The 23699-nt window shown below is 64.4% G+C and carries 23 protein-coding genes; 20 read left to right on the top strand and 3 right to left on the bottom strand.

Annotated features, from left to right (window positions below):
* Nucleotides 1-65: 65 nt before the first annotated feature.
* The 3 genes from AC6LJ2_RS14645 (at nt 66) to AC6LJ2_RS14655 (ending at nt 2690) form a co-directional block, all read left to right on the top strand.
* Complete coding sequence (locus AC6LJ2_RS14645; RefSeq protein ID WP_263910410.1) at nt 66-1040, top strand: diacylglycerol/lipid kinase family protein; 975 nt, start codon at nt 66-68, stop codon at nt 1038-1040.
* Nucleotides 1037-1831 (top strand): metallophosphoesterase family protein, encoded by a 795-nt coding sequence (locus AC6LJ2_RS14650; RefSeq protein WP_498151617.1) that lies wholly within the window; start codon nt 1037-1039, stop codon nt 1829-1831. The genes AC6LJ2_RS14645 and AC6LJ2_RS14650 overlap by 4 nt, the downstream gene beginning before the upstream one ends.
* A gap of 91 nt (nt 1832-1922) precedes the next feature.
* On the top strand, nt 1923-2690 hold the full coding sequence (locus tag AC6LJ2_RS14655) for a phosphatase PAP2 family protein (RefSeq protein ID WP_263910412.1): 768 nt from the start codon (nt 1923-1925) through the stop codon (nt 2688-2690).
* On the opposite strand, the gene AC6LJ2_RS14660 is transcribed toward AC6LJ2_RS14655, so the two are convergent.
* From AC6LJ2_RS14660 to AC6LJ2_RS14670, 3 genes are read right to left on the bottom strand one after another with little or no spacing between them, the layout of a single operon-like run.
* Complete coding sequence (locus tag AC6LJ2_RS14660) at nt 2661-3095, bottom strand: NAD(P)-binding domain-containing protein (protein ID WP_445658390.1); 435 nt, start codon at nt 3093-3095, stop codon at nt 2661-2663. The genes AC6LJ2_RS14655 and AC6LJ2_RS14660 overlap by 30 nt on opposite strands.
* Entirely contained in the window at nt 3092-3538 is a 447-nt protein-coding gene (locus AC6LJ2_RS14665) for a PaaI family thioesterase (protein WP_498151618.1), read from the bottom strand. The genes AC6LJ2_RS14660 and AC6LJ2_RS14665 overlap by 4 nt, the downstream gene beginning before the upstream one ends.
* Nucleotides 3535-4149, bottom strand: coding sequence for a TetR/AcrR family transcriptional regulator (locus tag AC6LJ2_RS14670; RefSeq protein ID WP_263910415.1), 615 nt, complete (start codon nt 4147-4149; stop codon nt 3535-3537). Before AC6LJ2_RS14670 ends, AC6LJ2_RS14665 begins: the two co-directional genes overlap by 4 nt.
* Nucleotides 4150-4599: 450 nt before the next feature.
* Between AC6LJ2_RS14670 and AC6LJ2_RS14675 the strand changes: the two genes are divergently transcribed.
* From AC6LJ2_RS14675 to AC6LJ2_RS14755, 17 genes are all read left to right on the top strand, one after another.
* A complete protein-coding gene (locus AC6LJ2_RS14675; RefSeq protein ID WP_263910416.1) occupies nt 4600-5712 on the top strand; it encodes a porin in 1113 nt (370 codons plus the stop codon).
* 314 nt (nt 5713-6026) lie between these two features.
* Nucleotides 6027-6386, top strand: coding sequence for an NADH-quinone oxidoreductase subunit A (locus AC6LJ2_RS14680; RefSeq protein ID WP_006217959.1), 360 nt, complete (start codon nt 6027-6029; stop codon nt 6384-6386).
* Nucleotides 6387-6437: 51 nt separating this feature from the next.
* Entirely contained in the window at nt 6438-6914 is a 477-nt protein-coding gene (locus AC6LJ2_RS14685; RefSeq protein ID WP_006217960.1) for a NuoB/complex I 20 kDa subunit family protein, read from the top strand.
* Nucleotides 6915-6995: 81 nt separating this feature from the next.
* Nucleotides 6996-7622, top strand: a complete 627-nt coding sequence (locus AC6LJ2_RS14690; protein ID WP_263910417.1) for an NADH-quinone oxidoreductase subunit C — start codon at nt 6996-6998, stop codon at nt 7620-7622.
* Nucleotides 7623-7625: 3 nt separating this feature from the next.
* Nucleotides 7626-8882 (top strand): NADH-quinone oxidoreductase subunit D, encoded by a 1257-nt coding sequence (locus AC6LJ2_RS14695; RefSeq protein WP_054429653.1) that lies wholly within the window; start codon nt 7626-7628, stop codon nt 8880-8882.
* 43 nt (nt 8883-8925) lie between these two features.
* The gene (gene nuoE, locus AC6LJ2_RS14700) at nt 8926-9420 is read left to right on the top strand and encodes an NADH-quinone oxidoreductase subunit NuoE (protein WP_498151619.1); all 495 of its coding nucleotides are present in this window, start codon (nt 8926-8928) and stop codon (nt 9418-9420) included.
* Nucleotides 9417-10784, top strand: coding sequence for an NADH-quinone oxidoreductase subunit NuoF (gene nuoF / locus AC6LJ2_RS14705; protein ID WP_263910418.1), 1368 nt, complete (start codon nt 9417-9419; stop codon nt 10782-10784). Before nuoE ends, nuoF begins: the two co-directional genes overlap by 4 nt.
* 15 nt (nt 10785-10799) lie before the next feature.
* Nucleotides 10800-13127 (top strand): NADH-quinone oxidoreductase subunit NuoG, encoded by a 2328-nt coding sequence (nuoG, locus tag AC6LJ2_RS14710; protein ID WP_498151620.1) that lies wholly within the window; start codon nt 10800-10802, stop codon nt 13125-13127.
* Complete coding sequence (gene nuoH / locus AC6LJ2_RS14715; RefSeq protein ID WP_059374944.1) at nt 13127-14200, top strand: NADH-quinone oxidoreductase subunit NuoH; 1074 nt, start codon at nt 13127-13129, stop codon at nt 14198-14200. Before nuoG ends, nuoH begins: the two co-directional genes overlap by 1 nt.
* Before the next feature lie 21 nt (nt 14201-14221).
* Nucleotides 14222-14710: an NADH-quinone oxidoreductase subunit NuoI gene (nuoI, locus tag AC6LJ2_RS14720; RefSeq protein ID WP_025137063.1), complete on the top strand. Its 489-nt coding sequence runs from the start codon at nt 14222-14224 to the stop codon at nt 14708-14710.
* Nucleotides 14711-14727: 17 nt separating this feature from the next.
* On the top strand, nt 14728-15384 hold the full coding sequence (locus AC6LJ2_RS14725; RefSeq protein WP_445658393.1) for an NADH-quinone oxidoreductase subunit J: 657 nt from the start codon (nt 14728-14730) through the stop codon (nt 15382-15384).
* Entirely contained in the window at nt 15381-15689 is a 309-nt protein-coding gene (gene nuoK / locus AC6LJ2_RS14730) for an NADH-quinone oxidoreductase subunit NuoK (RefSeq protein WP_006217969.1), read from the top strand. The genes AC6LJ2_RS14725 and nuoK overlap by 4 nt, the downstream gene beginning before the upstream one ends.
* Nucleotides 15690-15706: 17 nt before the next feature.
* Entirely contained in the window at nt 15707-17737 is a 2031-nt protein-coding gene (gene nuoL, locus AC6LJ2_RS14735) for an NADH-quinone oxidoreductase subunit L (protein ID WP_263910424.1), read from the top strand.
* Nucleotides 17734-19236: an NADH-quinone oxidoreductase subunit M gene (locus AC6LJ2_RS14740; RefSeq protein WP_263910425.1), complete on the top strand. Its 1503-nt coding sequence runs from the start codon at nt 17734-17736 to the stop codon at nt 19234-19236. The genes nuoL and AC6LJ2_RS14740 overlap by 4 nt, the downstream gene beginning before the upstream one ends.
* A 9-nt stretch (nt 19237-19245) precedes the next feature.
* Nucleotides 19246-20730: an NADH-quinone oxidoreductase subunit NuoN gene (gene nuoN / locus AC6LJ2_RS14745; protein ID WP_498151621.1), complete on the top strand. Its 1485-nt coding sequence runs from the start codon at nt 19246-19248 to the stop codon at nt 20728-20730.
* A 12-nt stretch (nt 20731-20742) separates the two neighbouring features.
* A complete protein-coding gene (locus AC6LJ2_RS14750; RefSeq protein ID WP_024068076.1) occupies nt 20743-21072 on the top strand; it encodes a DUF2818 family protein in 330 nt (109 codons plus the stop codon).
* Between the two features lie 369 nt (nt 21073-21441).
* A complete protein-coding gene (locus tag AC6LJ2_RS14755) occupies nt 21442-23697 on the top strand; it encodes a TonB-dependent siderophore receptor (RefSeq protein ID WP_263910777.1) in 2256 nt (751 codons plus the stop codon).
* Nucleotides 23698-23699: the final 2 nt, after the last annotated feature.

A 23699-nucleotide genomic window follows, 5' to 3' on the forward strand; every position in this document is an offset into this window, starting at 1 on the left:
GGCTCGCGCCGCGACGCGAGCCGCCGCGGTTGCGGTGATTTGCCGCCATGGGCTATCTTTTGCCCATGACGCCAATCCAGCAGAGTCCGATGGCAGGGGCTCGTCCCCTGACGGGACAAGAACCTCTCTTCATCGTCCTGAACACCGGCTCCGGGCGCGGCGACGCGCAGGTGCTGCAGGACACCATCCGCCGCGTCCTCGACGAGGCCGGCCGCTCCTACCAATTGATGCCCGTCGACGATCCGTCGCGGCTGACCGAGACCGCGCAGGCGGCGGTGGCCAACGCCCGCAAGGGGCAAGGCATCGTGGTGGCCGCCGGCGGCGATGGCACCCTCAACGCCGTCGCCAGCCAGGTGGTAGGGCAGGGCGTGCCTTTCGGCATCTTGCCGCAGGGCACTTTCAACTACTTCGGCCGCCGCTACGGCATCTCGCAAGATACCGAGCCCGCGTTGCGCAGCCTGTTGGCCGGCGAACTGCGGCCGGTGCAGGTGGGCATGCTCAACGGCCGCCTGTTCCTGGTCAACGCCAGCCTGGGCCTGTATCCGCAACTGCTCGAAGATCGCGAGGCCTACAAGCAGCGCTTTGGCCGCAGCCGCCTGGTGGCGCTGTGGTCCGGCGTGGTGACCCTGCTGCGCGCCCCGCGGCAGCTCAGCCTGCGGCTTGAATACGAAGGCCGGACCCGCGATCTGCGCTCGCCGACGCTGGTGGTGGGCAACAACCGCCTGCAACTCGAACACATCGGCATCGACCCCACCGAACTTGACCGCAACCGCCTGGTCGCCATGGCTGCGCGCCCGGTGGGCACGCTGGCGCTGTACGGCCTGCTGCTGCGCGGCCTGTTCAGCCGCCTGGGCGACGCCGAGCACGTCATCAGCTTCGCCTTCGACCGCCTGACCGTGGCCATCCGCGGACGGCACCGGGTCAAGGTCGCGATGGACGGTGAAATCTCCTGGATGGACACGCCGCTCGAATTCAAGGTGTCCGAGCATCCCCTGCCGCTGGTGGTGCCCGCGGACGCGGACCCCCAGGGGCGCCCATGACGCGCATCCTGCAGTTTTCCGATACCCACTTCGGCACCGAGCGCAAACCCGTCGTCGAGGCGGCGTTGGACCTGGCCCGTTCCGTGGCCCCGGACCTGGTCGTCATCAGCGGCGACATCACCCAGCGCGCCCGCCGCGGCCAGTTCGCCGCCGCCCGCAAGTTCATCGAACGCCTGTCGCTGCCGGTGCTGGCCGTGCCGGGCAACCACGACATTCCGCTCTACAACATCTTCGCGCGGGCGCTCAATCCCTACGGCAACTACAAACGGGCGCTGGGCGCCGTGCTCGAACCGGTCTTCGAGAACGCCGGGCTGCTGGCCATCGGCGTCAACACCACCCGGCCGCGGCGCCACAAGGACGGCGAAATCTCCGATGCGCAGATCGCCCGGGTGGCGCAGCGTCTGCGCCAGGCCAAGCCGGGCCAGCTGCGGGTCGTGGTGGCGCACCATCCGGTGCGCGCCAAGGTCGAGTCCGACCGCCACAACCTGCTGTTCGGCCGTGAACGCGCGCTGGCGGCCTGGGCCCAGGCCGGTATCGACCTGATCCTGGGCGGCCACATCCACCTGCCCTACGTGTTGCCGGCCAGCGCCGATCCCACGCTGGCGGCAGGCTGGGTCGTGCAGGCCGGCACCACCTGCTCGCGGCGGGTGCGCGGCAGCATTCCCAATTCGGTCAACCTCATCACCCGGCAAGCCTCTGGCGAGGGACAGGTCTGCCACGTCGAACGCTGGGACTACGCCGCGGCCACGCACGCTTTCGCCCCGGTCGACAAGACCCTGGTGTCCGGTTGAGGCGCACCATGACGCGGCGTCTCCGGGCGGCAAGCCTTGCGGCACAGAGGGCGGGCGCGATGGTCGCACCCGGCTCGCCAGGAGGCCCGCAATGAACAGCGCCTATGCGCAATGGGTGGCGGCCCACGCACTGCTCCTGCTGATCCTGCTGCCGCTGGCCGCCGCAGTCCTGGCGGTGGGGCTTGCCCGCGCCTACGTGCAGGCCCGGCCCCCGGCGCGGCTGGCCGGCTTTGCCGGCATGGTCGGCCTGGCCTGCGCGGCGTTCCTGTCGCTGGCGGCCGCGGTGAGCCGGCCAGGGGGCGTGGTCGAATTCGATAGCGCCCTGGCGGACGCGCTCAGTATGTCGTTGTCCGATTCGCTCTTGTGGCTGCTGTCGTGGTTCACCACGCTGGGCGACCGCAATTTCCTGACGCTCATCGCCGTCGGCATGACCGTCACGCTGCTGTGGCGGCGGCAATGGCTGCTCGCCGGATTCTGCGCGGCGGCCACGGGCGGGGGCGGGGCGCTCAACAGGTTGCTCAAGCATGGCTTCGAACGCGTCCGGCCCGAGCACGACCATGGCTTTGCGACGGCGGTGGGCTGGAGCTTTCCCAGCGGTCATGCATCGGCCGCCATGGCGGTGTATGGCGCGGCCTGCTATCTGGCCTGGCGCCTGGCGCCCCCGTCTTGGCGTTTGCCCGGCGTGGCCCTGGCGGCGGCATTGGTGATGGCGATCGGGCTCAGCCGCATCCTGCTGCAGGTGCATTTCGCCAGCGACGTCGTCGCCGGCTTTGCCATCAGCTTCGCCTGGCTGGCCCTCTGCGCGGCCGCCGCCGAGCGCCTGGCCCGCTCAGCGCGGCAGGATCAAGGCATTCAGTAACCGCGCGTGCGGCTCGCCGGCAGAGGCCGGGCGCAGCGGCGCGCAGGCATAGCGCCCGCCGGCCGTGGCGATCGCCAGATCCAGCCGGCGCGCCCGCTCGGGCGGCGGGGGCTCCAGGTCCACGATCAGCTTGCCCGCCACGTGCGCGGTCACCTCGCCGTCACTGAAGCGCTCCAGCGTGCGGTCGATCTCCCGTTCGCGGGGCAAGGCCAGCACGATGGTGTCGGATTCGGCCAGCGCCTCGCGGGCCGAGGTCGCCAGCGTGGCGCTGCCGCGGAAGTCCTCGCAGCGGTCCGGGTCGATGTCATAGATCGTCAGGGCAATGTCGGGTTCGGCCGCCAGCAGCCGCCGCGCCGCCAGCGTGCCCGTGCGCCCCATGCCCACGATGCTGATGCGCGGGCTCATGGCTTGGGCACCGACCAGGTGCTGACGATGTGCGCCAGCGGCTCGTCCGACCCGGCGCCGGTCAGGATGACCTCGCCCGCCGACAGCCGGCCCACCTTCAGCAGCCGTGCCTCGGCATGTACCGCCCCGGCCGGACTCTTGCGCAGGAAATTGATGGTCAGGCTGGCCGTCACGGCGTGGGCCTGCCCGGTGGCGCCCACCACCGCGGCGTACATGGCCAGGTCCGCCAGGCCCATCAGCATCGGGCCGGCGACGATGCCGCCCAGCCGCTGGTGGCTGTCGCGGGCCGGCAGGACGGCCCGCGCGGTGCCCCGGCCGATGTGGTGCACCTCGATGCCCAGCAGCAGCGAAAAGGGGTGTTGTTCGGCGAGCAGCAGGCGGAAGTCCGCCAGGCTGATCAGGGGCGCCTGGGCGTTGGCGCAGGGCAGGGCGGTCGCGGTCATCGTTGTTCCAGCGCGGTGCAGTAGTGATCCAGCAGGACGTCAGCCTGCTGGCCCAGGGATTTCAGGCGGTGGGTATGCAGCAGCAGCAACAGGCCGATGAGATACGTGAAGATATTCATCTGCTCTGTCCGCACCGTGTCGGCCGGCCAGGCCTTGGTGCGCCCCAGGCCCACACCGAGAAGATCCACGCATTGCCGCAGGCGGCCGTTGAGCTGTTCATCCATCTCGCGGCCCAGGCCGCGCGGCCCCAGCCCCTGGAACAGGTACAGCCCCAGTGAAAAATCGGTGCGGCGGGCCGCGTAGTAGTCAAAGAAGGCCTGGATGGCCCGCCGCGCGGCCGAGGCCGGCTCTCCTTGCGCGGTGGCCGTCACCAGATGCGCGTGCAGGCGCTGCAGCGATTCGTCCAGCAGGGCGCCGTACAGGATCTCCTTGCCGGCGAACCAGGGGTAGATGGCCCCCGTCGTGCAGCCGGCCTCCTTGGCGATGGCACGCAATGTGGTCTTCTCCAGGCCGTCGCGCTCGAATACGCGCTGGGCGGCGTCCAGGATCATCTGGCGGCGCAGTGCGCTCAGTCGTTCATTGCGGTCGGCGCGTTGGGTCGGCGTGGGCATGGGGGGCGGGATGGCGGGCGCCAGGGTGTTGGTGTGTTCTTGAATAATATCGATGATTTATTTATATAACAACGTTATCAAGCCTGACGCACCAGATTGGACCGGGCCCCGCAGGCCTGCAGGGGCAAAAGCGGTAAAACGACCCCATCGGACTCGGAAAGGCGCCTGAAAGAAACGGCCGTGGCCCCCTTGAATTATTAGGGCCAGGGCTGAAAGTCGCATGGATACGTGGTCGTTTGCAAAACGCTGGGTTAGCCCCGGTGCCATTGGCGCGATGTTGCAATATCCCAACAGGGCTGTCGCAAACCTGCACTTTTCTGACGCCGACCATAGCCAGCCCCCCTGATTTTTGATGCAATAGCGTCAACTTCCCTTCGCGGAGTTAGGGGGGCGGCAGGCTGGTTTGCTGGATTGCTGCTCTTGTCACTCAAATCAACGGAGATTTCTTAAATGAAAAAGACTCTGCTCGCTGCCGCCCTGCTCGCCGGTTTCGCCGGTGTCGCCCAGGCAGAAACGTCTGTCACCCTGTACGGCATCATCGACACGGGCCTCGGCTACAACAAGATCAGCGGTGGTACCGACGCTCAGAACGGTAGCAAGTTCGGCATGATCAACGGCGTCCAGAACGGTTCGCGCTGGGGTCTGCGTGGTTCGGAAGATCTGGGTGACGGCCTGCGCGCTGTTTTCCAACTGGAATCGGGCTTTGATTCGGGTAACGGCACGTCGGCCCAAGGTGGCCGCCTGTTCGGTCGTCAAGCCACCGTCGGTCTGGCCAGCGACAGCTGGGGTCAACTGGACTTCGGTCGCCAAACCAACATCGCGTCGAAGTACTTCGGCTCGATCGACCCGTTCGGCGCTGGTTTCGGCCAAGCTAACATCGGTATGGGCCTGAGCGCCACGAACACCGTCCGCTACGACAACATGGTCATGTACCAGACCCCGTCGTTCAGCGGCTTCCAGTTCGGCGTCGGCTACTCGTTCAACGCGAACGACACCAACACCGCCCAAACCGGCTTCCGTACCGCCGACAACACCCGCGCCATCACGACCGGCCTGCGTTACGTCAATGGTCCCCTGAACGCCGCTCTGACGTTCGACCAACTGAACGCTTCGAACAAGCTGACCCAAGGTCAAGTTGACGCCACCCCGCGTCAATACACCATCGGCGGTTCGTACGACTTCGAAGTCGTGAAGCTGGCTCTGGCCTACGCTCGCACGACCGACGGCTGGTTCGGTAGCCAAGACGTCAAGACCTCGGCCGGCACGATCGGCTTCGGTTCGAACGCCTTCGCTGACGGCTTCAAGGCCAACTCGTTCATGGTTGGCCTGTCCGCCCCGATCGGCGGCGCTTCGAGCCTGTTCGGTTCGTGGCAAATGGTCAAGCCGGGCAACGACAAGCTGACCGGCGACGACGCGAACATGAACGTGTTCAACCTGGGCTACACCTACGACCTGTCCAAGCGCACCAACCTGTACGCTTACGGTTCGTACGCCAAGAACTACGCCTTCGTGGACGACCTGAAGTCGACCGCCGTCGGCGTCGGCATCCGTCACCGCTTCTAATCGAAAGCAGGGCGCAAGTCCTGCCTCGATTCGCAGTGCATGAGCGGGCTTCGGTCCGCTCATATGAAGCCACCTTTCGGGGTGGCTTTTTTTATTTCCAAAAGAGTGTGTGGCGGCCACTGTGCGGGCGTTTTGTGGTGCCCGCGGGCGGTATGGGCGCGCCTTGCGTTAAGCTTGTTTTCTTCCGCCAAGAACTGCCATTGTTCCACTAGAGGAATGCAGTCTTTCACCCGCTGTTCCCGCTACAGAGTTCAGCCAGAAGTAACCGCGCGAATGCTACAATCCTAAGGTTTGCGCATTTGACGGACGCCTGAATGAACCTGCAACAGTATTTCCCCGTCCTGCTGTTTATCGTAGTGGCCACCCTTATCGGGTTCGCGCTTCTGACGGCCGGCTCCCTCCTTGGCCCGCGGCGTCCTTACGCCGAGAAGCTATCACCCTATGAGTGCGGCTTCGAAGCCTTCGAAGACGCTCGCATGAAGTTTGACGTGCGCTACTACCTGGTGGCGATCCTGTTCATTCTTTTCGACCTGGAAATCGCGTTCCTGTTCCCCTGGGCCATCGCCCAAGGCACGGTCGGGCTCGTCGGCTTCTGGACGGTCATGGTTTTCCTCGCCGTGTTGACCGTCGGCTTCATCTACGAATGGAAAAAGGGCGCGCTGGACTGGGAATAACCCGCCGCCGGGTTGTTCACTGCATTTCACTGCACGCTATCAGAGACGAATATGGCTATAGACGGCATTCTCAAGCAAGGGTTCATCACTACCAGCGCCGACAAGTTCCTTAACTGGGCGAAGACGGGCTCCATGTGGCCCATGACCTTCGGCCTGGCCTGTTGCGCGGTCGAGATGATGCACGCGGGCGCGGCCCGCTACGACCTGGACCAGTTCGGCATCATCTTCCGCCCCAGCCCGCGCCAGTCCGATCTGATGATCGTCGCCGGCACGCTGTGCAACAAGATGGCGCCGGCGCTGCGCAAGGTCTATGACCAGATGCCCGAGCCGCGCTGGGTGGTGTCCATGGGCTCCTGTGCCAATGGCGGTGGTTACTACCACTACTCGTATTCCGTGGTGCGCGGCTGCGATCGCATCGTACCGGTAGACGTCTACGTGCCGGGCTGCCCGCCCACGGCCGAGGCGCTGGTCTACGGCTTGCTGCAGATGCAGAACAAGATCCGTCTGACCAACACGATTGCGCGCTGATTCTTCGTACCGGTCCGCGGCCGCCACAAGGCCGCCGCAGGCCCCTCCGAAACAGCGTATCGGTTCACCTAAGCGTACAAGATGATGACCAGGCTCGAAACCCTGAAAAACAATTTGCAGACCACCCTCGGCGCCGATATCGCGCTGACCGAGGCGCTGGGCGAGCTGACGCTCGAAGTGCCGGCGGAACAATGGTTCGCGGTCTGCAACAAGCTGCGCACCGAAGCCGGCCTGCGCTTTGAAACCTGTATCGACCTCTGTGGCGTCGACTACCTGACGTGGGGCAACGGCACGCGCGAGCTGCCTGAGGAAGCCAACGCCAAGGTCCACCGCGCCCGTTTCGCGGTCGTCGTGCACCTCCTGTCCATCGAGAACAACTGGCGCCTGCGCGTGCGCACCTGGGCCGCCGACGATGAATTCCCCATCGTTGCCTCGCTGATGGAATGCTGGCCGGCCGTGGGCTGGTTCGAGCGCGAAGCCTTCGACCTGTACGGCATCGTCTTCGAAGGCCACCCCGACCTGCGCCGCATCCTCACCGACTACGGCTTCATCGGCCACCCGTTCCGCAAGGACTTCCCGCTGTCCGGCACCGTCGAAATGCGCTACGACCCGGAACAGAAGCGCGTCATCTACCAGCCCGTCACGATCGATCCGCGCGAGATCACGCCGCGCGTGGTCCGCGAAGACACCTACGGCTTGGGGCGTTAAATCATGGCAGAAATCAAGAACTACACGCTTAACTTCGGCCCGCAGCACCCGGCTGCGCACGGTGTGCTGCGCCTGGTGCTCGAACTGGACGGCGAAGTCATCCAGCGTGCCGACCCGCACATCGGCCTGCTGCACCGCGCCACCGAAAAACTGGCCGAGCACAAGACCTACATCCAGGCGCTGCCCTACATGGACCGCCTGGACTACGTGTCCATGATGTGCAATGAGCACGCCTACGTCATGGCCATCGAAAAGCTGCTGGGCGTCGAAGCCCCGCTGCGCGCGCAGTACATCCGCGTGATGTTCGACGAGATCACCCGTCTGCTGAACCACCTGATGTCGCTGGGCTCGCACGCGCTGGACGTGGGCGCCATGGCGGTGTTCCTGTACGCCTTCCGTGAACGCGAAGACCTGATGGACTGCTACGAAGCGGTTTCGGGCGCGCGCATGCACGCGGCCTACTACCGCCCGGGCGGCGTCTACCGTGACCTGCCGGACACGATGCCCCAGTACGGCGACACCAGCAAATACCGCGGCGAAAAGGAAATGCGCGTCATGAACGACGCCCGTTCCGGTTCGCTGCTGGACTTCATCGAAGACTTCACCAACCGCTTCCCCGCCTGCGTCGACGAGTACGAAACCCTGCTCACCGACAACCGCATCTGGAAGCAGCGCCTGGTGGGCATCGGCGTGGTCGATCCCGAACGCGCCAAGGCGCTGGGCTTCACCGGCCCGATGCTGCGCGGTTCCGGCGTGGCCTGGGACCTGCGCAAGATGCAGCCCTACGAAGTCTACGACCTGCTCGATTTCGACATCCCCGTGGGGGTCAACGGCGACTGCTACGACCGCTACCTGGTCCGTATCGCCGAAATGCGTGAAAGCAACCGCATCATCCGCCAGTGCGTGGAATGGCTGCGCAACAACCCGGGCCCGGTCATGATCGAGAACCACAAGATCGCCCCGCCCAAGCGCACCGCCATGAAGACCAACATGGAAGAGCTGATCCATCACTTCAAGCTCTTCACTGAAGGTTTCCACGTGCCTCCCGGTGAAGCGTTCGCTTCGGTGGAACACCCGAAGGGCGAGTTCGGCATCTACCTGGTGTCGGATGGCGCCAACAAGCCTTACCGCCTGAAGATTCGGGCCCCCGGCTTCGTCCACCTGCAGTCGCTGGATGAAATGTCGCGCGGTCACATGATCGCCGACGCCGTCACCATCATTGGTACGCAAGACATCGTTTTCGGCGAAATCGATCGCTGATCCAGACAGTCACGAGCACGCCCGCATAACCCGGATTCAAACTATGCTGCTTTCCGAACAGGCCTACCAGAATATCGACCGAGAACTCGCGAAGTTCCCGGCCGACCAGCGGCAGTCCGCCATCATGGCCTCTCTTGCGATCGCGCAAGAAGAGAAGGGCTGGTTGGCTACCGACATTATTGAAGATGTGGCCAACTACATCGGCGTCCCGCCCATCGCGGTCCAGGAAGTCGCCACTTTCTACAACATGTTCGACGTCAAGCCCGTCGGCAAGAACAAGATCGCCGTCTGCACGAACTTGCCCTGTGCCTTGCGCGACGGCGAACGCGCCGGCGACTACCTCAAGCGCAAGCTGGGCGTGGACTATCGCGAAACCACCGCCGACGGCCAGTTCACCCTGGTCGAGGGCGAATGCATGGGCGCTTGCGGCGATTCCCCCGTGCTGATCGTGAACAACAAGCATATGTGCGTGCGCATGACCGAAGAGAAGCTGGACGCGCTGGTCGCGACCCTCAAGGCGCAAGGAGAGTCGGCATGAACGCGCCCGACATCTACAAGCAGTTCGCGCAAGGGCTCGAGCCCAACCCGCTGAACGACCTGTCCAATTCGATGTGCCTGCACGGCCGGCACATCAAGCCGCAGATCATGGCCGACGTCGACGGTGCCAACTGGCGCCTGGCCGACTACGTCAAGCGCGGCGGCTACGAAGCCCTGCGCAAGATCCTCACCACCGGCATGAAGCCGGAAGACGTGATCGCCGAAGTCAAGGCCTCGGGTCTGCGCGGCCGTGGCGGCGCGGGCTTCCCGACCGGCCTGAAGTGGAGCTTCATGCCGCGCGCCTTCCCGGGCCAGAAGTACCTCGTCTGCAACTCCGACGAAGGCGAGCCGGGCACGTTCAAGGATCGCGACATCCTGCGCTTCAACCCGCACATCGTGATCGAAGGCATGGCGATCGCCGCCTACGCCATGGGCATCAGCGTCGGCTACAACTACATCCACGGTGAAATCTTCGAAGTCTACGAGCGCTTCGAAGAGGCCCTCGAAGAGGCGCGCGCCGCCGGCTTCCTGGGCGACAAGATCCTGGGTTCGGAATTCAGCTTCCAGCTGCACGCCTTCCACGGCTACGGCGCCTACATCTGCGGCGAAGAAACCGCGCTGCTCGAATCGCTGGAAGGCAAGAAAGGCCAGCCGCGCTTCAAGCCGCCTTTCCCCGCCAGCTTCGGCCTGTACGGCAAGCCCACCACCATCAACAACACCGAAACCTTCGCGGCGGTGCCCTGGATCATCCGCAACAGCGGCCAGGCCTACCTCGAAGTCGGCAAGCCCAACAACGGCGGCACCAAGCTGTTCTCGATCACCGGCGACGTCGAACGTCCCGGCAACTACGAGATCCCGCTGGGCACCCCGTTCTCGACGTTGCTGGAACTGGCAGGCGGCATGCGCGGCGGCAAGAAGCTCAAGGCCGTGATTCCCGGCGGCTCCAGCGCTCCGGTGCTGCCGGCCGACATCATGATGGAAACCACGATGGACTACGACGCCATCGCCAAGGCGGGTTCCATGCTGGGTTCGGGCGCCGTGATCGTCATGGACGAAACGCGCTGCATGGTGAAGTCGCTGCTGCGTCTGTCGTACTTCTATTTCGAGGAAAGCTGCGGCCAGTGCACGCCGTGCCGCGAAGGCACCGGCTGGCTCTACCGCATGGTGCACCGCATCGAAAACGGTCACGGCCGTCCGGAAGATCTGGACATGCTGGACAACGTGGCAGGCAACATCATGGGCCGCACCATCTGCGCCCTGGGTGACGCCGCCGCCATGCCCGTCCGTGGCTTCCTCAAGCATTTTCGCGACGAATTCGCGCACCACATCGAGCATAAGTCTTGTGTGGTTCCGCAATATCTGTAGGTCTCAGGAACAGCAATGGTTGAACTAACCGTCGACGGCAATACGGTAGAAGTGCCCGAGGGCAGCATGGTGATGCATGCGGCCCAGAAAGTCGGGCTTTACGTGCCGCATTTCTGCTACCACAAGAAACTGTCCATCGCGGCCAACTGCCGCATGTGCCTGGTCGAAGTGGAAAAAGCGCCCAAGGCGCTGCCCGCCTGCGCCACCCCCGTGACGAACGGCATGGTCGTGCACACCTGCTCCGAGAAGGCTCGCGCCGCTCAGAAGTCGGTGATGGAATTCTTGCTCATCAATCACCCGCTCGACTGCCCGATCTGCGATCAGGGCGGCGAATGCCAGCTGCAAGACCTGGCCGTGGGTTATGGCGGCTCCGCCTCGCGCTACCAGGAAGAAAAGCGCGTGGTGTTCCACAAGGACCTCGGTCCGCTGGTTTCCGCCGAGGAAATGAGCCGCTGCATCCACTGCACCCGCTGCGTGCGCTTCGGCCAGGAAATCGCCGGCGTCATGGAACTGGGCATGCTGGGCCGTGGCGAACACTCCGAAATCACGTCGTTCGTGGGCCGCTCGATCGAGTCCGAGCTCTCGGGCAACATGATCGACATCTGTCCGGTGGGCGCGCTGACCTCCAAGCCCTTCCGCTACAGCGCCCGCACCTGGGAACTGGCGCGCCGCCGTTCGGTCAGCCCGCATGACAGCCTGGGCGCCAACCTGGTCGTCCAGGTCAAGGGCGATCGCGTGATGCGCGTGGTCCCGTTCGAAGACGAAGCCGTCAACGAATGCTGGATCAGCGACCGCGACCGTTTCTCGTACGAAGGCCTGAACAGCGACGACCGCCTGTCCGCCCCGATGATCAAGGGCACCGACGGCAAGTGGCAGGAAGCCTCCTGGGCCGACGCCCTGGCCGCCGTGGCGCAGGGCCTGTCGCGGGTTCGCGACAGCTTTGGCGCCGGCCAGATCGGCGCGCTGGCGTCCGAATACGCCACCACCGAAGAATACGCACTGCTGGGCCGCCTGGTGCGCGCGCTGGGGTCGGAAAACATCGACTTCCGCCTGCGCCAGACCGACGCCGCCTTCGACGCCGCCCTGACCGGCGCGCCGTGGCTGGGCATGCCCATCGCCGAACTCGACAACCTGGACCGCATCCTGGTCGTCGGCTCGTTCCTGCGCAAGGATCACCCGCTGATGGCCCAGCGCCTGCGCCAGGCCGCCAAGCGCGGCACGCAGATCCTGATGGTCGACAGCGCCGCCGACGATCCCCTGATGCCCGTCGCCGGCCGCATCACGGTTGCGCCGTCCGAGCTGCCGCGTGCCCTGGCCGAAGTCGCCGTGGCCCTGGCGCAAGCCAAGGAAGCCGCCGTGCCCGCCGAATTCGCCTCGGTCACCCCGGGCGAAAACGCCAAGATCATCGCCGCCAGCCTGGCTTCCGGTGCCAACACCGCCGTGCTGCTGGGCAATATGGCCGTGGCCAGCGCCCAGGCCTCGACCCTGGCCGCCAACGGCCGCGCCGTGGCTGATCTGGCCGGCGGCAAGTTCGGCTTCCTGACATCCGGCGGTAACACCGTCGGCGGTTACCTGGCCGGTGCCGTGCCGGGCAAGGGCGGCAAGAATGCCGCCGCCATGCTGGCCGAGCCGCTCAAGGCCTACGTCGTGCTGCACGCCGAACCGCTGCTGGATGCCGACAACGGCCAGCAAGCGATCGCCGCGCTGCGCGGTGCGCAGTTCGCCGTGGCCCTGACGCCTTACCGTTCGGCCGCCGCCGAATGGGCCGACGTCATGCTGCCGGTGGCCCCGTTCACCGAAACCTCGGGCACGTTCGTCAACGCCCAGGGCCTGGCCCAGAGCTTCAAGGGCACGGTCGCGCCGTTCGGCCAGACCCGTCCGGCCTGGAAGGTCCTGCGCGTGCTGGGCAACGTCCTGCACCTGGCCGGCTTCGACGACGAAACCTCCGAATCCGTGCGCGACGCCGCGCTGGCCGGTGGCATCGAAGGTCGCCTGTCCAACGACATCAAGGCGCCGCTGGGCCTGGGCCAGGCCGTGGCCGGCCTGGAGCGCGTTGCCGACGTGCCGATCTACCGCAGCGACGCCATGGTGCGCCGCTCGGAACCGCTGCAGGCCGCGCCGGCTTCGAAGAAGCCCGCCGCGCGCATGAACGGCCGCACGCTCACCAGCCTCGGCCTGACAGCCGGCGTCACGGTGCGCGTGACGGGCGGGCAGGGCGCCGTCGAGCTCGAAACCGTGCAGGATGATGCCGTGGCCGATCGCGCCGTGCGCATTTCCGCAGCCTTTGAAAATACCGCAGCCCTGGGTGGCGCATTTGGTCAACTCAGCGTGGAGCGTGCCTGATGGAATGGCTCAATGTTCTTGAAAGCCAGGGTACGGCGCTGCTGGGCCCGACGGTCTGGATGGTGCTCTGGACCCTCATCAAGATTGTCGTCATCGCCGTGCCGATCATCCTGTGCGTCGCCTACCTGACGTACTGGGAACGCAAGATGATCGGCGCCATGCACGTGCGCATGGGTCCGAACCGCGTCGGCTTCAAGGGGCTGCTGCAGCCTTTCGCCGACGTCTTCAAGCTGCTGACCAAGGAAGTCGTGGTCCCCAGCCAGGCCAACAAGGTGTTGTTCATCGTGGCCCCCGTGGTCACGCTGATGCCGGCGCTGGCGGCCTGGGCCGTGGTGCCCTTCGGCCCCGACGTCGTGCTGGCCAACGTCAACGCCGGCCTGCTGTACATCATGGCCATCACGTCGGTCGGCGTGTACGGCGTGATCGTCGCCGGTTGGGCCTCGAACTCCAAGTACGCGTTCCTGGGCGCGCTGCGCGCCTCGGCCCAGATGCTGTCGTACGAATTGGCCATCGGTTTCGTGCTGGTGACGGTGCTGCTGGTGTCCGGCAGCCTGAACATGTCGGAAATCGTGCATGTGCAGAACCGCGGCTGGTTCGCCGACAAGGGCCTGACGTTCCTGTCCTGGAACTGGCTGCCGCTGTTGCCGCTGTTCGTGATCTACGTGATCTCGGCCGTGGCTGAAACCAACCGCCACCCGTTCGACGTGGTGGAAGGCGAATCCGAAATCGTGGCCGGCCACATGGTCGAATACTCGGGTATGGCCTTCGCCCTGTTCTTCCTGGGCGAATACGCCAACATGATCCTGCTGTCCTGCATGGCGTCGATCATGTTCCTGGGCGGCTGGGCATCGCCCATCGATATCGCGCCGCTGACCTGGATTCCGGGTTGGATCTGGCTGGGTCTCAAGACGTTCGTCGTGGTCTCGTTGTTCGTGTGGTTCCGCGCTTCTTTCCCGCGCTACCGCTACGACCAGATCATGCGTTTGGGTTGGAAAATCTTCATCCCGCTGACCGGCGTTTGGCTGGTCGTGGTGGCGATCTGGATGCAGACGCCCTGGAACATTTGGCGCTAAGCCGCCAGGCAGAGGCAGGATATGGAAGCGATCAAAGATTTCTTCGGCAGCTTGATGCTGGCCGAACTGCTCAAGGGCATGCGCCTGACGGGCAAGTATTTCTTCAAGCGCAAGGTCACCTTGCGCTACCCGCAGGAAAAGACGCCGACCTCGGCGCGCTTCCGCGGGCTGCACGCGCTGCGCCGCTACCCCAACGGGGAAGAGCGCTGCATCGCATGCAAACTGTGTGAAGCCGTGTGCCCCGCGCTGGCCATCACCATCGAGTCGGACCAGCGCGATGACGGCACCCGCCGCACCACGCGTTACGACATCGACCTGACCAAGTGCATTTTCTGCGGCTTCTGTGAGGAAAGCTGCCCCGTGGACTCGATCGTGGAAACCCATATCCACGAATACCACGGTGAAAAGCGCGGCGACCTGTATTTCACCAAAGACATGCTGCTCGCCGTGGGCGACCGCTACGAAGCCGACATCGCCCGCCGCCGGGCCGAAGACGCTCCCTACCGTTGAGCCCAGGGTCCTGATCCATGACTTTTACCACTGTCCTGTTTTACATACTGGCCGCCGTGCTGGTGATCGCGGCGTTCCGCGTGATCACCGCGCGCAGCCCGGTCACCGCCGTCCTGCACCTGATCCTGGCCTTCACCAACGCGGCCATGCTCTGGATGCTGCTGGGCGCCGAGTTCCTCGCGCTGCTGCTGGTGCTGGTGTACGTGGGCGCCGTGATGGTGCTCTTCCTGTTCGTCGTCATGATGCTGGACATCCGCATGGATGCGCTGCGCCAGGGCATGAAGACCTACCTGCCGCTGGGCCTGATCATCGGCCTGGTCATGGTGGTGGAAATGGCCTTCGTGCTGGGTTCGACCTGGTACGGCGCGGGCCCCCAAGCCCCGGTCGCCGGCGACTACAACAACGCCCGTGCCCTCGGTGAAGTGATGTACACGCAGTACATCTACGCCATCGAAGTCGGCGCCGCGCTGCTGCTGGTCGGCATGGTTGCCGCCATCGCACTGACCCTGCGCCGCCGTCGCGACGTCAAGTACAACGACCCGGTTGCCGCCGTCCGCGTGCGCTCGAAGGATCGCTTCCGCATGGTGAGCATGCCCGCCCAGAGCGAGCGCGCCCAGGCCAGGAACGGCGCCTCGGCGCCCGCCGCCGCCGCGCCCCAAGGAGAAAAACAATGACGCTGACGCTGGCCCACTATCTGATCCTCGGGGCGATCCTGTTCGCCATCGGGATCTTCGGTATCTTCCTGAACCGCCGCAACCTGATCATTCTCCTGATGTCCATCGAGCTCGTGCTCCTGGCCGTCAACATGAACTTCGTGGCGTTCTCCAGCTGGTTCGGCGACACCGCCGGCCAGGTGTTCGTGTTCTTCATCCTGACCGTGGCCGCCGCTGAAGCGGCGATCGGCCTGGCCATCCTGGTGCTGCTGTTCCGCAACCTGAACACGATCAACGTTGACGAACTCGATCGCCTGAAGGGCTGACGGGGTATTGGAAGAAAATGTCTAGCTCACCCAATCTCTACCTGCTCATCGCGCTGGCGCCGCTGGCCGGAGCAATTCTCGCGGGCCTTTTCGGCACCGGCTTCCTGGGCCGTCCCATCGGCCGCCGCGCCTCGCACGTCATCACCATCCTGGGCGTGCTCATTTCCGCCATCGGTTCGGTGGTGGTGCTGGGCGACGTGCTCAACGGCCTGCGCTTTGACGGCGCGGTCTACACCTGGAGCCTGATCGGCCAGACCAAGCTGGAAATCGGCTTCCTGATCGACCCGCTGTCGGCCATGATGATGGTCGTGGTGACCTCGGTGTCGCTGATGGTGCACATTTACACCATCGGCTACATGGCCGACGATCCCGGCTACCAGCGCTTCTTCTCGTACATCTCGCTGTTCACGTTCTCCATGCTGATGCTGGTGATGTCGAACAACATGGTGCAGCTGTTCTTCGGCTGGGAAGCGGTGGGCCTGGTGTCGTACCTGCTGATCGGCTTCTGGTACACCCGCCCCACGGCGATCTTCGCCAACATGAAGGCATTCCTGATCAACCGCGTCGGCGACTTCGGCTTCGTGCTGGGCATCGGCCTGTTGTTCGCCTATGCCGGCACCATGCACTACGGCGAAGTCTTCGCCCAGGCCGACAAGCTGGCCACCCTGACGCTGCCCGGCTCGGACTGGATGCTGCTGACCGTGGCCTGCATCTGCCTGTTCATCGGCGCCATGGGCAAGTCGGCGCAGGTTCCCCTGCACGCCTGGCTGCCTGACTCGATGGAAGGCCCGACCCCGATCTCCGCACTGATCCACGCCGCCACCATGGTGACGGCCGGCATCTTCATGGTGGCGCGTTTCTCGCCGCTGTTCGAACTGTCGGACGTGGCGCTGTCGTTCATCATCGTCATCGGCGCCATCGGCGCGCTGTTCCTGGGCATCCTGGGCATCATCCAGACCGACATCAAGCGCGTGGTCGCGTATTCCACGTTGTCGCAACTGGGCTACATGACCGTCGCGCTGGGCGCCTCGGCCTACTCGGTGGCGATCTTCCACCTGATGACGCACGCGTTCTTCAAGGCGCTGCTGTTCCTGGGCGCCGGTTCGGTCATCATCGGCATGCACCACGACCAGGACATCCGCAACATGGGCGGCCTGCGCAAGTACATGCCCATCACCTGGATCACGTTCCTGCTGGGCACGCTGGCCCTGGTCGGCACGCCGTTCTTCTCGGGTTTCTACTCGAAGGAACACATCATCGAAGCCGCCGGCGCCGCCCACGTCTGGGGCGCAAGCTTCGCTTACTACGCCACGCTGATCGGCGTGTTCGTGACCTCGCTGTACTCGTTCCGCGTGTACTTCCTGGTCTTCCACGGCAAGGAACGCTTCGACACCAGCGACCATGGCCATGGCCATGATGCCCACGGCCACGACGACCACGGTCATGACGACCACGGCCACCACGGCGGCAAGCCGCATGAGTCGCCCTGGGTCGTGACCCTGCCGCTGATCCTGCTGGCGATCCCGTCGGTGCTGGTGGGCGCCTGGGCGGTCGATCCCATGCTGTTCGGCAAGTTCTTCAACGGCGTGATCACGGTGCTGCCGCAGCATCCGGCCATGCACGAGCTGCACGAAGAATGGCACGGTTGGGTGGCTTTCGGCCTGCACGCCTTCCAGACCCTGCCGTTCTGGCTGGTCGTGGCCGGTGCGGTCATCGCCTGGTACTGCTACCTGATCAATCCGAAGGTTCCGGCCGCGATCAAGTCGAGCCTGTCGGGCGTGAACAAGGTGCTTGAAAACAAGTACTACGTCGACTGGGTCAACGAACAGATCATCGCGCGCGGCCTGCGCTGCCTGGGCCGTGGCCTGTGGCAGACCGGCGACCGCGGCATCATCGATGGCTTCCTGATCAACGGTAGCGCCCGCGTGGTGGGCTGGGTGGCTGCGATCAGCCGTCACCTGCAGTCCGGCTTCATCTATCACTACGCGTTCGCAATGATCATCGGCATCATGGCGCTGGTGACTTTCTTTGTGCTGATTCCCCAATGATGGCAAGCGAGATGGCATCCAACACTTTCCCCTGGCTCACGCTTGCGATCTTTGTCCCGATCGTATTCGGCCTGCTGGTGCTGGCGGTGGGCCGAGACGACCGTCCCGGCCTGACGCGCGGCCTGTCGCTGATCGGCTCGATCGCCGGCTTCCTCGTCACGATCCCGCTGTACACCGGGTTCGACTCCAAGACGGCTGCCATGCAGTTCGTCGAGAAGGCCTCCTGGATCGAAGCCTTCAACGTCAATTACCACCTGGGCATCGACGGCATTTCGCTGTGGTTCGTGCTCCTGACCGCCTTCATCACCATCATCGTGGTGCTGGCCGGCTGGGAAGTCATCACCAGCCGCGTGGCGCAGTACATGGCCGCCTTCCTGATCCTGTCGGGTCTGATGGTGGGTGTGTTCGCCGCGCTGGACGGCATGCTGTTCTACGTGTTCTTCGAAGCCACGCTGATCCCGATGTACATCATCATCGGCGTCTGGGGCGGACCGAACCGCGTGTATGCGGCATTCAAGTTCTTCCTCTACACCCTGATGGGTTCGCTGCTGACGCTGGTCGCGTTCATCTACCTGTGGCACGCCTCGGGCGGTTCGTTCGACATCCTGACCTGGCAGCAGACCAAGCTGGGCTACACCCCGCAGATCCTGATCTTCGTGGCGTTGCTGGCGGCCTTTGCGGTCAAGGTCCCGATGTGGCCGGTGCACACGTGGTTGCCTGACGCCCACGTCGAAGCCCCCACGGGCGGCTCCATCGTGCTGGCCGCGATCATGCTGAAGCTGGGCGCCTACGGTTTCCTGCGCTTCTCGCTGCCGATCGCCCCCGACGCTTCGCACAGCCTGGCAGGCATGATGATCACGCTGTCGCTGATCGCCGTCATCTACATCGGCCTGGTCGCGATCGTCCAGGACGACATGAAGAAACTGGTGGCCTATTCGTCCGTTGCCCACATGGGCTTCGTGACGCTCGGCTTCTTCATCTTCAACACGGCCGGCGTCGAAGGCGCCATCGTGCAGATGATCTCGCACGGTTTCGTATCGGGCGCCATGTTCATGTGTATTGGTGTGCTCTACGACCGCATGCACTCGCGCCGCATCGCCGACTACGGTGGCGTGGTCAACGTGATGCCGCGTTTCGCCACGTTCTTCATCCTGTTCTCGATGGCCAACAGCGGCCTGCCGGCCACCAGCGGTTTCGTTGGTGAGTTCATGGTGATCATGGGTGCGGTCGAGCACAACTTCTGGATCGGCCTCCTGGCAGCCACCGCGCTGATCCTGGGCGCGTCGTATTCGCTGTGGATGGTCAAGCGCGTGGTGCTGGGCGACATTGCCAACGATCACGTCCGTGAGCTGACCGATATCAACCGCCGCGAATTCGTGATTCTTGGCGTGATGGCGATCGCCGTGCTGTACATGGGGATCTATCCCAAGCCCTTCACCGACGTCATGCACGTGTCGGTCGAGGCCCTGCTGCAACACGTTGCCGTCTCGAAACTGTAAGACAAGACAATGATGCAATCCCAAATCGATTTCGCCCTGGCGACACCGGAAATCCTCCTGCTGGTTTTCGGCCTGGCTATCCTGCTCGTCGACGCGGTCAGCAATCACCCCGAGCGCAAGCCGACGTTCCTGCTGACCATGCTTGCACTGGGCGTGCTGACCGTGGTGTCGGCGCTGCAGTGGAAGAACGGCGTTGCGGGTTCGACCTTCAACGGCCTGTACGTCACCGACGAACTGTCGCACCTGCTCAAGATCGCCTCGTACATCGCGGTGGCGGTCACGCTGGTCTACGGCCGTGTCTACGCCCAACTGCGCGACATGATGCGTGGCGGCGAGCTCTACGTCCTGACGCTGTTCGCGCTGCTTGGCCAGATGGTCATGATCTCGTCGGGCAACCTGATCTCGATCTACCTGGGCCTGGAACTGATGTCCCTGGCGCTGTACGCGCTGATCGCCCTGCGCCGCGACAACGTCGTGGCCACCGAAGCCGCCATGAAGTACTTCGTGCTGGGTGCGCTGGCCTCGGGCTTCCTGCTGTATGGCATGTCGATGGTCTACGGCGCCACGGGTCACCTGGACCTGGCTGAAGTCTCGAAGGTCATCGCCGCCGGCAAGGCCGAGAAGCTGGCCCTGGTGTTCGGCATCGTGTTCCTGGTGTCGGGCCTGGCATTCAAGCTGGGCGCCGTGCCGTTCCACATGTGGGTGCCGGACGTCTACCAGGGGTCGCCCACCGCGGTCACCCTGATCCTGGGCGGCGCGCCCAAGCTGGCGGCCTTCGCCATCACGCTGCGCCTGCTCGTGGACGGCCTGCATGGCCTGGCCGCCGACTGGCAGCCGATGCTGATGATCCTGGCCGTGCTGTCGCTGGCCATCGGCAACCTGACCGCTATCGCACAGACCAATTTCAAGCGCATGCTGGCCTACTCGACCATCTCGCACATGGGCTTCGTGCTCTTGGGCCTGATGTCGGGCTCGGTGGTGGGCAAGCCGGAACTGGCCTCGTCCGCCTACGGCGCGTCGCTGTTCTACATGCTGACCTACGTGCTGACCACGCTGGCCAGCTTCGGCATCGTGCTGCTGCTGTCGCGCCAGGGTTTCGAGTGCGAGCACATCGACGACCTGAAGGGCCTGAACCGTCGCAGCCCGTGGCACGCCGCCATCGTGCTGCTGCTGATGTTCTCGCTGGCCGGCATTCCGCCGCTGGTGGGCTTCTACGCCAAGCTGGCCGTGCTGCAGGCCCTGATCAGCGCCGGTCACGTCACGCTGGCCGTGGTTGCGGTGATGTTCTCGCTGATCGGCGCGTTCTACTACCTGCGCGTGGTCAAGGTCGTGTACTTCGACGAACCTGCGGCCGATGCCGCCCCGATGGCGGCCACCTGCGGCCAGCGCGGCGTGCTGTCGGTCAACGGCCTGTTGATCCTGGTGCTGGGCCTGTTGCCGGGTGGCCTGATGGCCCTGTGCGTGCAGGCCATCCGCGGCTCGCTCAGCCTGTAAGCAGACCGGGCCATGAACCAGACCTTGGCGGTATGGCTCCTGATCGCGCTGGCGCTCGTCAGCGCGAACCTGCCTTTCCTGACCGAGCGCGTGTTCGCCGTGCTGCCCTGGAAGCAGGGGGGCGCCGAAGCCGTCAAGCCGTTCTGGATGCGCCTCGTTGAAGTGCTGGTGTTCTACCTGATCGTAGGCGCCCTGGGTTTTACCTTCGAGTCCGTGCTGGGCAATCGTTTTGCCCAGACCTGGGAGTTCTACGCCATCACCCTGAGCCTGTATCTGGTACTGGCCTATCCCGGATTCGTGTACCGCTACCTGTTCAAGCGCCATCCGCGTCTGCGGACCTGAGCATACGCTCACGGATAGGCCCAGGAAGTGCCAGAACGCCCCGCCAGGGGCGTTTTTCATTGTGGCGGCACCCTGGGTGGGGAGGGGGGTAGCCGATGCGTCAGGCGCTGTTCTACGGGGCGCACGCATTCTTGCTGTCGTATCGCTCGTTTTGCCCTGAGTCTGACTCGGGAAAACCCGCGTCATGAGGTGCTGTTTACTGAGGAAATTTCCTCAGCGCGTGTTGTTTTTTCATCTTTTAGTCCTATTTCGGCGGGCTTTCAGGAATCTTTCAGCAGGACCCCTCAGAATCGCAACCTGTAAAAAAACAAGAATCGTTGTCATTCATGTTCAGGAGAAGCTGATTTGAAGCCCCAAGACTCGTATTCGATGAATACGCTTACCTCGTCCCTGGCCGCCGCGATCGCGGTGCCGGCCCTGTTCGTCGGCTCCTGCGCGTCGGCGCAATCCGCTGATGCCGGCGTGACGCAGCTTTCGCCGGTGCGGGTCGAGGGCGAGGGCTCGTCCTATCAAACCTCCACGGCGCAGTCGCCGAAAATGACGGCGCCGCTGCTGGATACGCCCCGGACAGTACAGGTCGTGCCCAAGCAGGTCATCCAGGACCAGGCCGCGAGCACGTTGCAGGATGTGCTGCGCAATTCGCCGGGCATCACCTTCGGTGCAGGCGAAGGTGGCCGGCCCGGCGGCGACCTGCCCATCATCCGGGGGCAGAATTCGGCGGGCAGTATCTTCCTGGATGGGGTGCGCGACGCCAGCACCCAGGTGCGCGACACCTTCAACCTGGAGCAGGTCGAGGTCATCAAGGGGCCTGATTCGGTCTATTCCGGACGCGGCGGTGCGGGCGGCAGCATCAACATGGTGAGCAAGGCGCCCAAGGCAACGGACTTCACGGAAGCCACCGCCCAGATCGGCACCGACAGCAACTACCGCGCGACCATCGACAGCAATTGGCGCCTGGCCGACAAGGCGGCGTTCCGCCTGAACGTCATGGGCAACAAGGGCGACGTGCCGGGGCGCGATGACGCGGTCAATTTCGAACGCTGGGGCGTGGCGCCGTCGTTGATGCTGGGCGTGGGCACACCCACCCGCATCACGCTCAGCTACTACCACTACCAAGACGACAGCATGCCGGATTACTCGATTCCGTATGACCCGAAGACGGGCCAGCCGGTGACCGAGACCCGGGGCGTCAGCCGCAAGACCTTCTACGGCCTGAAAGATCGCGACTTCATGAAAACGCGCGATGACGTGGCCACCGTCGACTTCCAGCACGATTTTTCCGACAAGCTGCAATTGCGCAACGTGCTGCGCTATGGCCGCGGCACCACCGACTTTGCCGCGACGAACCCTGATGACAGCAAGGGCAACGTGCCCAACGGCCTGGTCTATCGGGCCCTCAAGTCGGGCTACTACGTCACCAAGACGTTCGCGAACCAGACCGACCTGACGGGCGAATTCGAGACCGGCAGCCTCAAGCACACCTTCGACCTGGGCTTTGAATACAGCAACGTCAAGCAGGACAAGGACAGCTATACCGAATCCGGTGTGCCCGCGGGCACCAGCGGTTGCGTCACCGGTACGGACGCCAAGAACAAGCCCATCTACGCCAATCCGGCGCTTTGCGCGCCGCTGTGGAATCCGGACCCCGGCACGTCCTACCCCGGCACCCTGACACGCAACGGCAACCCGGCCCGCTACAACACGGATACCGTGGCGCTGTACGGCTTTGACACCATCAAGTTCAACGAGCAATGGCAAGCCAGCGTCGGCCTGCGCTGGGACAACTACCGCACCAGCGGCAGCAACATCGCCAAGGGCCGCAGCGATCCGGCCACCACGCCAGCGTTCTACAGCACCAGCCGCGAAGACAACCTGTTCAACTACCAGTTGGGTCTGGCCTACAAACCCTTGCCCAACGGCACGATTTACGCGACCTACGGCACGTCGTCGACGCCGTCGGCCCTGGCAGGCAGCGCCATTTCGGACGCGGTTTCCGTGACCAACCAGTCGCTCGAACCCGAAAAGAGCCGCTCGGTTGAACTGGGCACCAAGTGGCAGGTGTTCGACGACCGCCTGACGCTGTCCGGCGCGGTGTTCCAGGACATCCGCAAGAACACCAGCGTCGCGGTATCGGCCACCGAAGTGGCGCAGGTGGGCGAGGCCAAGGTGCGCGGCATTGAGCTGGGTTTCTCCGGCAGCATCACGCCCAAGTGGAATGTGTTCGGCGGCTACACCTTCATGAACAGCGAAATGACCAAGGGCGCCTACAACAGCGGCGCCGTCGGCCAGGACCTGCCCAACACGCCGCGCAACGCCTTCAGCCTGTGGACCACCTACAAGGTGCTGCCCAAGCTGACCGTGGGCGGTGGTGCGTATTACGTCGACAAGGTGTACGGCAATTCCGACGCCACCAGGAATGCCGACGGTACGCCCAAGGCGCGTTGGGTGCCTTCCTACTGGCGCTTCGATGCGATGGCGGCGTACGAGTTCAACGACCACATCTCGGCGCAGTTGAATGTGCTGAACCTGTTTGACGAAACCTACTACACCAAGGCCTACGCCGCGCACTATGCGGCTCTGGGTACGGGCCGGGCGGCGCTGCTGTCCCTGAAGGTCCGCTACTGATA

This window comes from Achromobacter sp. 1014246743, from assembly GCF_059760725.1.

What these genes read in the sequence shown, in the direction of transcription:
- AC6LJ2_RS14645 (WP_263910410.1), top strand. Translation starts at nt 66, where the DNA reads ATGACGCCAATCCAGCAGAGTCCGATGGCAGGGGCTCGTCCCCTGACG.
- AC6LJ2_RS14650 (WP_498151617.1), top strand. Translation starts at nt 1,037, where the DNA reads ATGACGCGCATCCTGCAGTTTTCCGATACCCACTTCGGCACCGAGCGC.
- AC6LJ2_RS14655 (WP_263910412.1), top strand. Translation starts at nt 1,923, where the DNA reads ATGAACAGCGCCTATGCGCAATGGGTGGCGGCCCACGCACTGCTCCTG.
- AC6LJ2_RS14660 (WP_445658390.1), bottom strand. Translation starts at nt 3,095, where the DNA reads ATGAGCCCGCGCATCAGCATCGTGGGCATGGGGCGCACGGGCACGCTG.
- AC6LJ2_RS14665 (WP_498151618.1), bottom strand. Translation starts at nt 3,538, where the DNA reads ATGACCGCGACCGCCCTGCCCTGCGCCAACGCCCAGGCGCCCCTGATC.
- AC6LJ2_RS14670 (WP_263910415.1), bottom strand. Translation starts at nt 4,149, where the DNA reads ATGCCCACGCCGACCCAACGCGCCGACCGCAATGAACGACTGAGCGCA.
- AC6LJ2_RS14675 (WP_263910416.1), top strand. Translation starts at nt 4,600, where the DNA reads ATGAAAAAGACTCTGCTCGCTGCCGCCCTGCTCGCCGGTTTCGCCGGT.
- AC6LJ2_RS14680 (WP_006217959.1), top strand. Translation starts at nt 6,027, where the DNA reads ATGAACCTGCAACAGTATTTCCCCGTCCTGCTGTTTATCGTAGTGGCC.
- AC6LJ2_RS14685 (WP_006217960.1), top strand. Translation starts at nt 6,438, where the DNA reads ATGGCTATAGACGGCATTCTCAAGCAAGGGTTCATCACTACCAGCGCC.
- AC6LJ2_RS14690 (WP_263910417.1), top strand. Translation starts at nt 6,996, where the DNA reads ATGATGACCAGGCTCGAAACCCTGAAAAACAATTTGCAGACCACCCTC.
- AC6LJ2_RS14695 (WP_054429653.1), top strand. Translation starts at nt 7,626, where the DNA reads ATGGCAGAAATCAAGAACTACACGCTTAACTTCGGCCCGCAGCACCCG.
- nuoE (WP_498151619.1), top strand. Translation starts at nt 8,926, where the DNA reads ATGCTGCTTTCCGAACAGGCCTACCAGAATATCGACCGAGAACTCGCG.
- nuoF (WP_263910418.1), top strand. Translation starts at nt 9,417, where the DNA reads ATGAACGCGCCCGACATCTACAAGCAGTTCGCGCAAGGGCTCGAGCCC.
- nuoG (WP_498151620.1), top strand. Translation starts at nt 10,800, where the DNA reads ATGGTTGAACTAACCGTCGACGGCAATACGGTAGAAGTGCCCGAGGGC.
- nuoH (WP_059374944.1), top strand. Translation starts at nt 13,127, where the DNA reads ATGGAATGGCTCAATGTTCTTGAAAGCCAGGGTACGGCGCTGCTGGGC.
- nuoI (WP_025137063.1), top strand. Translation starts at nt 14,222, where the DNA reads ATGGAAGCGATCAAAGATTTCTTCGGCAGCTTGATGCTGGCCGAACTG.
- AC6LJ2_RS14725 (WP_445658393.1), top strand. Translation starts at nt 14,728, where the DNA reads ATGACTTTTACCACTGTCCTGTTTTACATACTGGCCGCCGTGCTGGTG.
- nuoK (WP_006217969.1), top strand. Translation starts at nt 15,381, where the DNA reads ATGACGCTGACGCTGGCCCACTATCTGATCCTCGGGGCGATCCTGTTC.
- nuoL (WP_263910424.1), top strand. Translation starts at nt 15,707, where the DNA reads ATGTCTAGCTCACCCAATCTCTACCTGCTCATCGCGCTGGCGCCGCTG.
- AC6LJ2_RS14740 (WP_263910425.1), top strand. Translation starts at nt 17,734, where the DNA reads ATGATGGCAAGCGAGATGGCATCCAACACTTTCCCCTGGCTCACGCTT.
- nuoN (WP_498151621.1), top strand. Translation starts at nt 19,246, where the DNA reads ATGATGCAATCCCAAATCGATTTCGCCCTGGCGACACCGGAAATCCTC.
- AC6LJ2_RS14750 (WP_024068076.1), top strand. Translation starts at nt 20,743, where the DNA reads ATGAACCAGACCTTGGCGGTATGGCTCCTGATCGCGCTGGCGCTCGTC.
- AC6LJ2_RS14755 (WP_263910777.1), top strand. Translation starts at nt 21,442, where the DNA reads ATGAATACGCTTACCTCGTCCCTGGCCGCCGCGATCGCGGTGCCGGCC.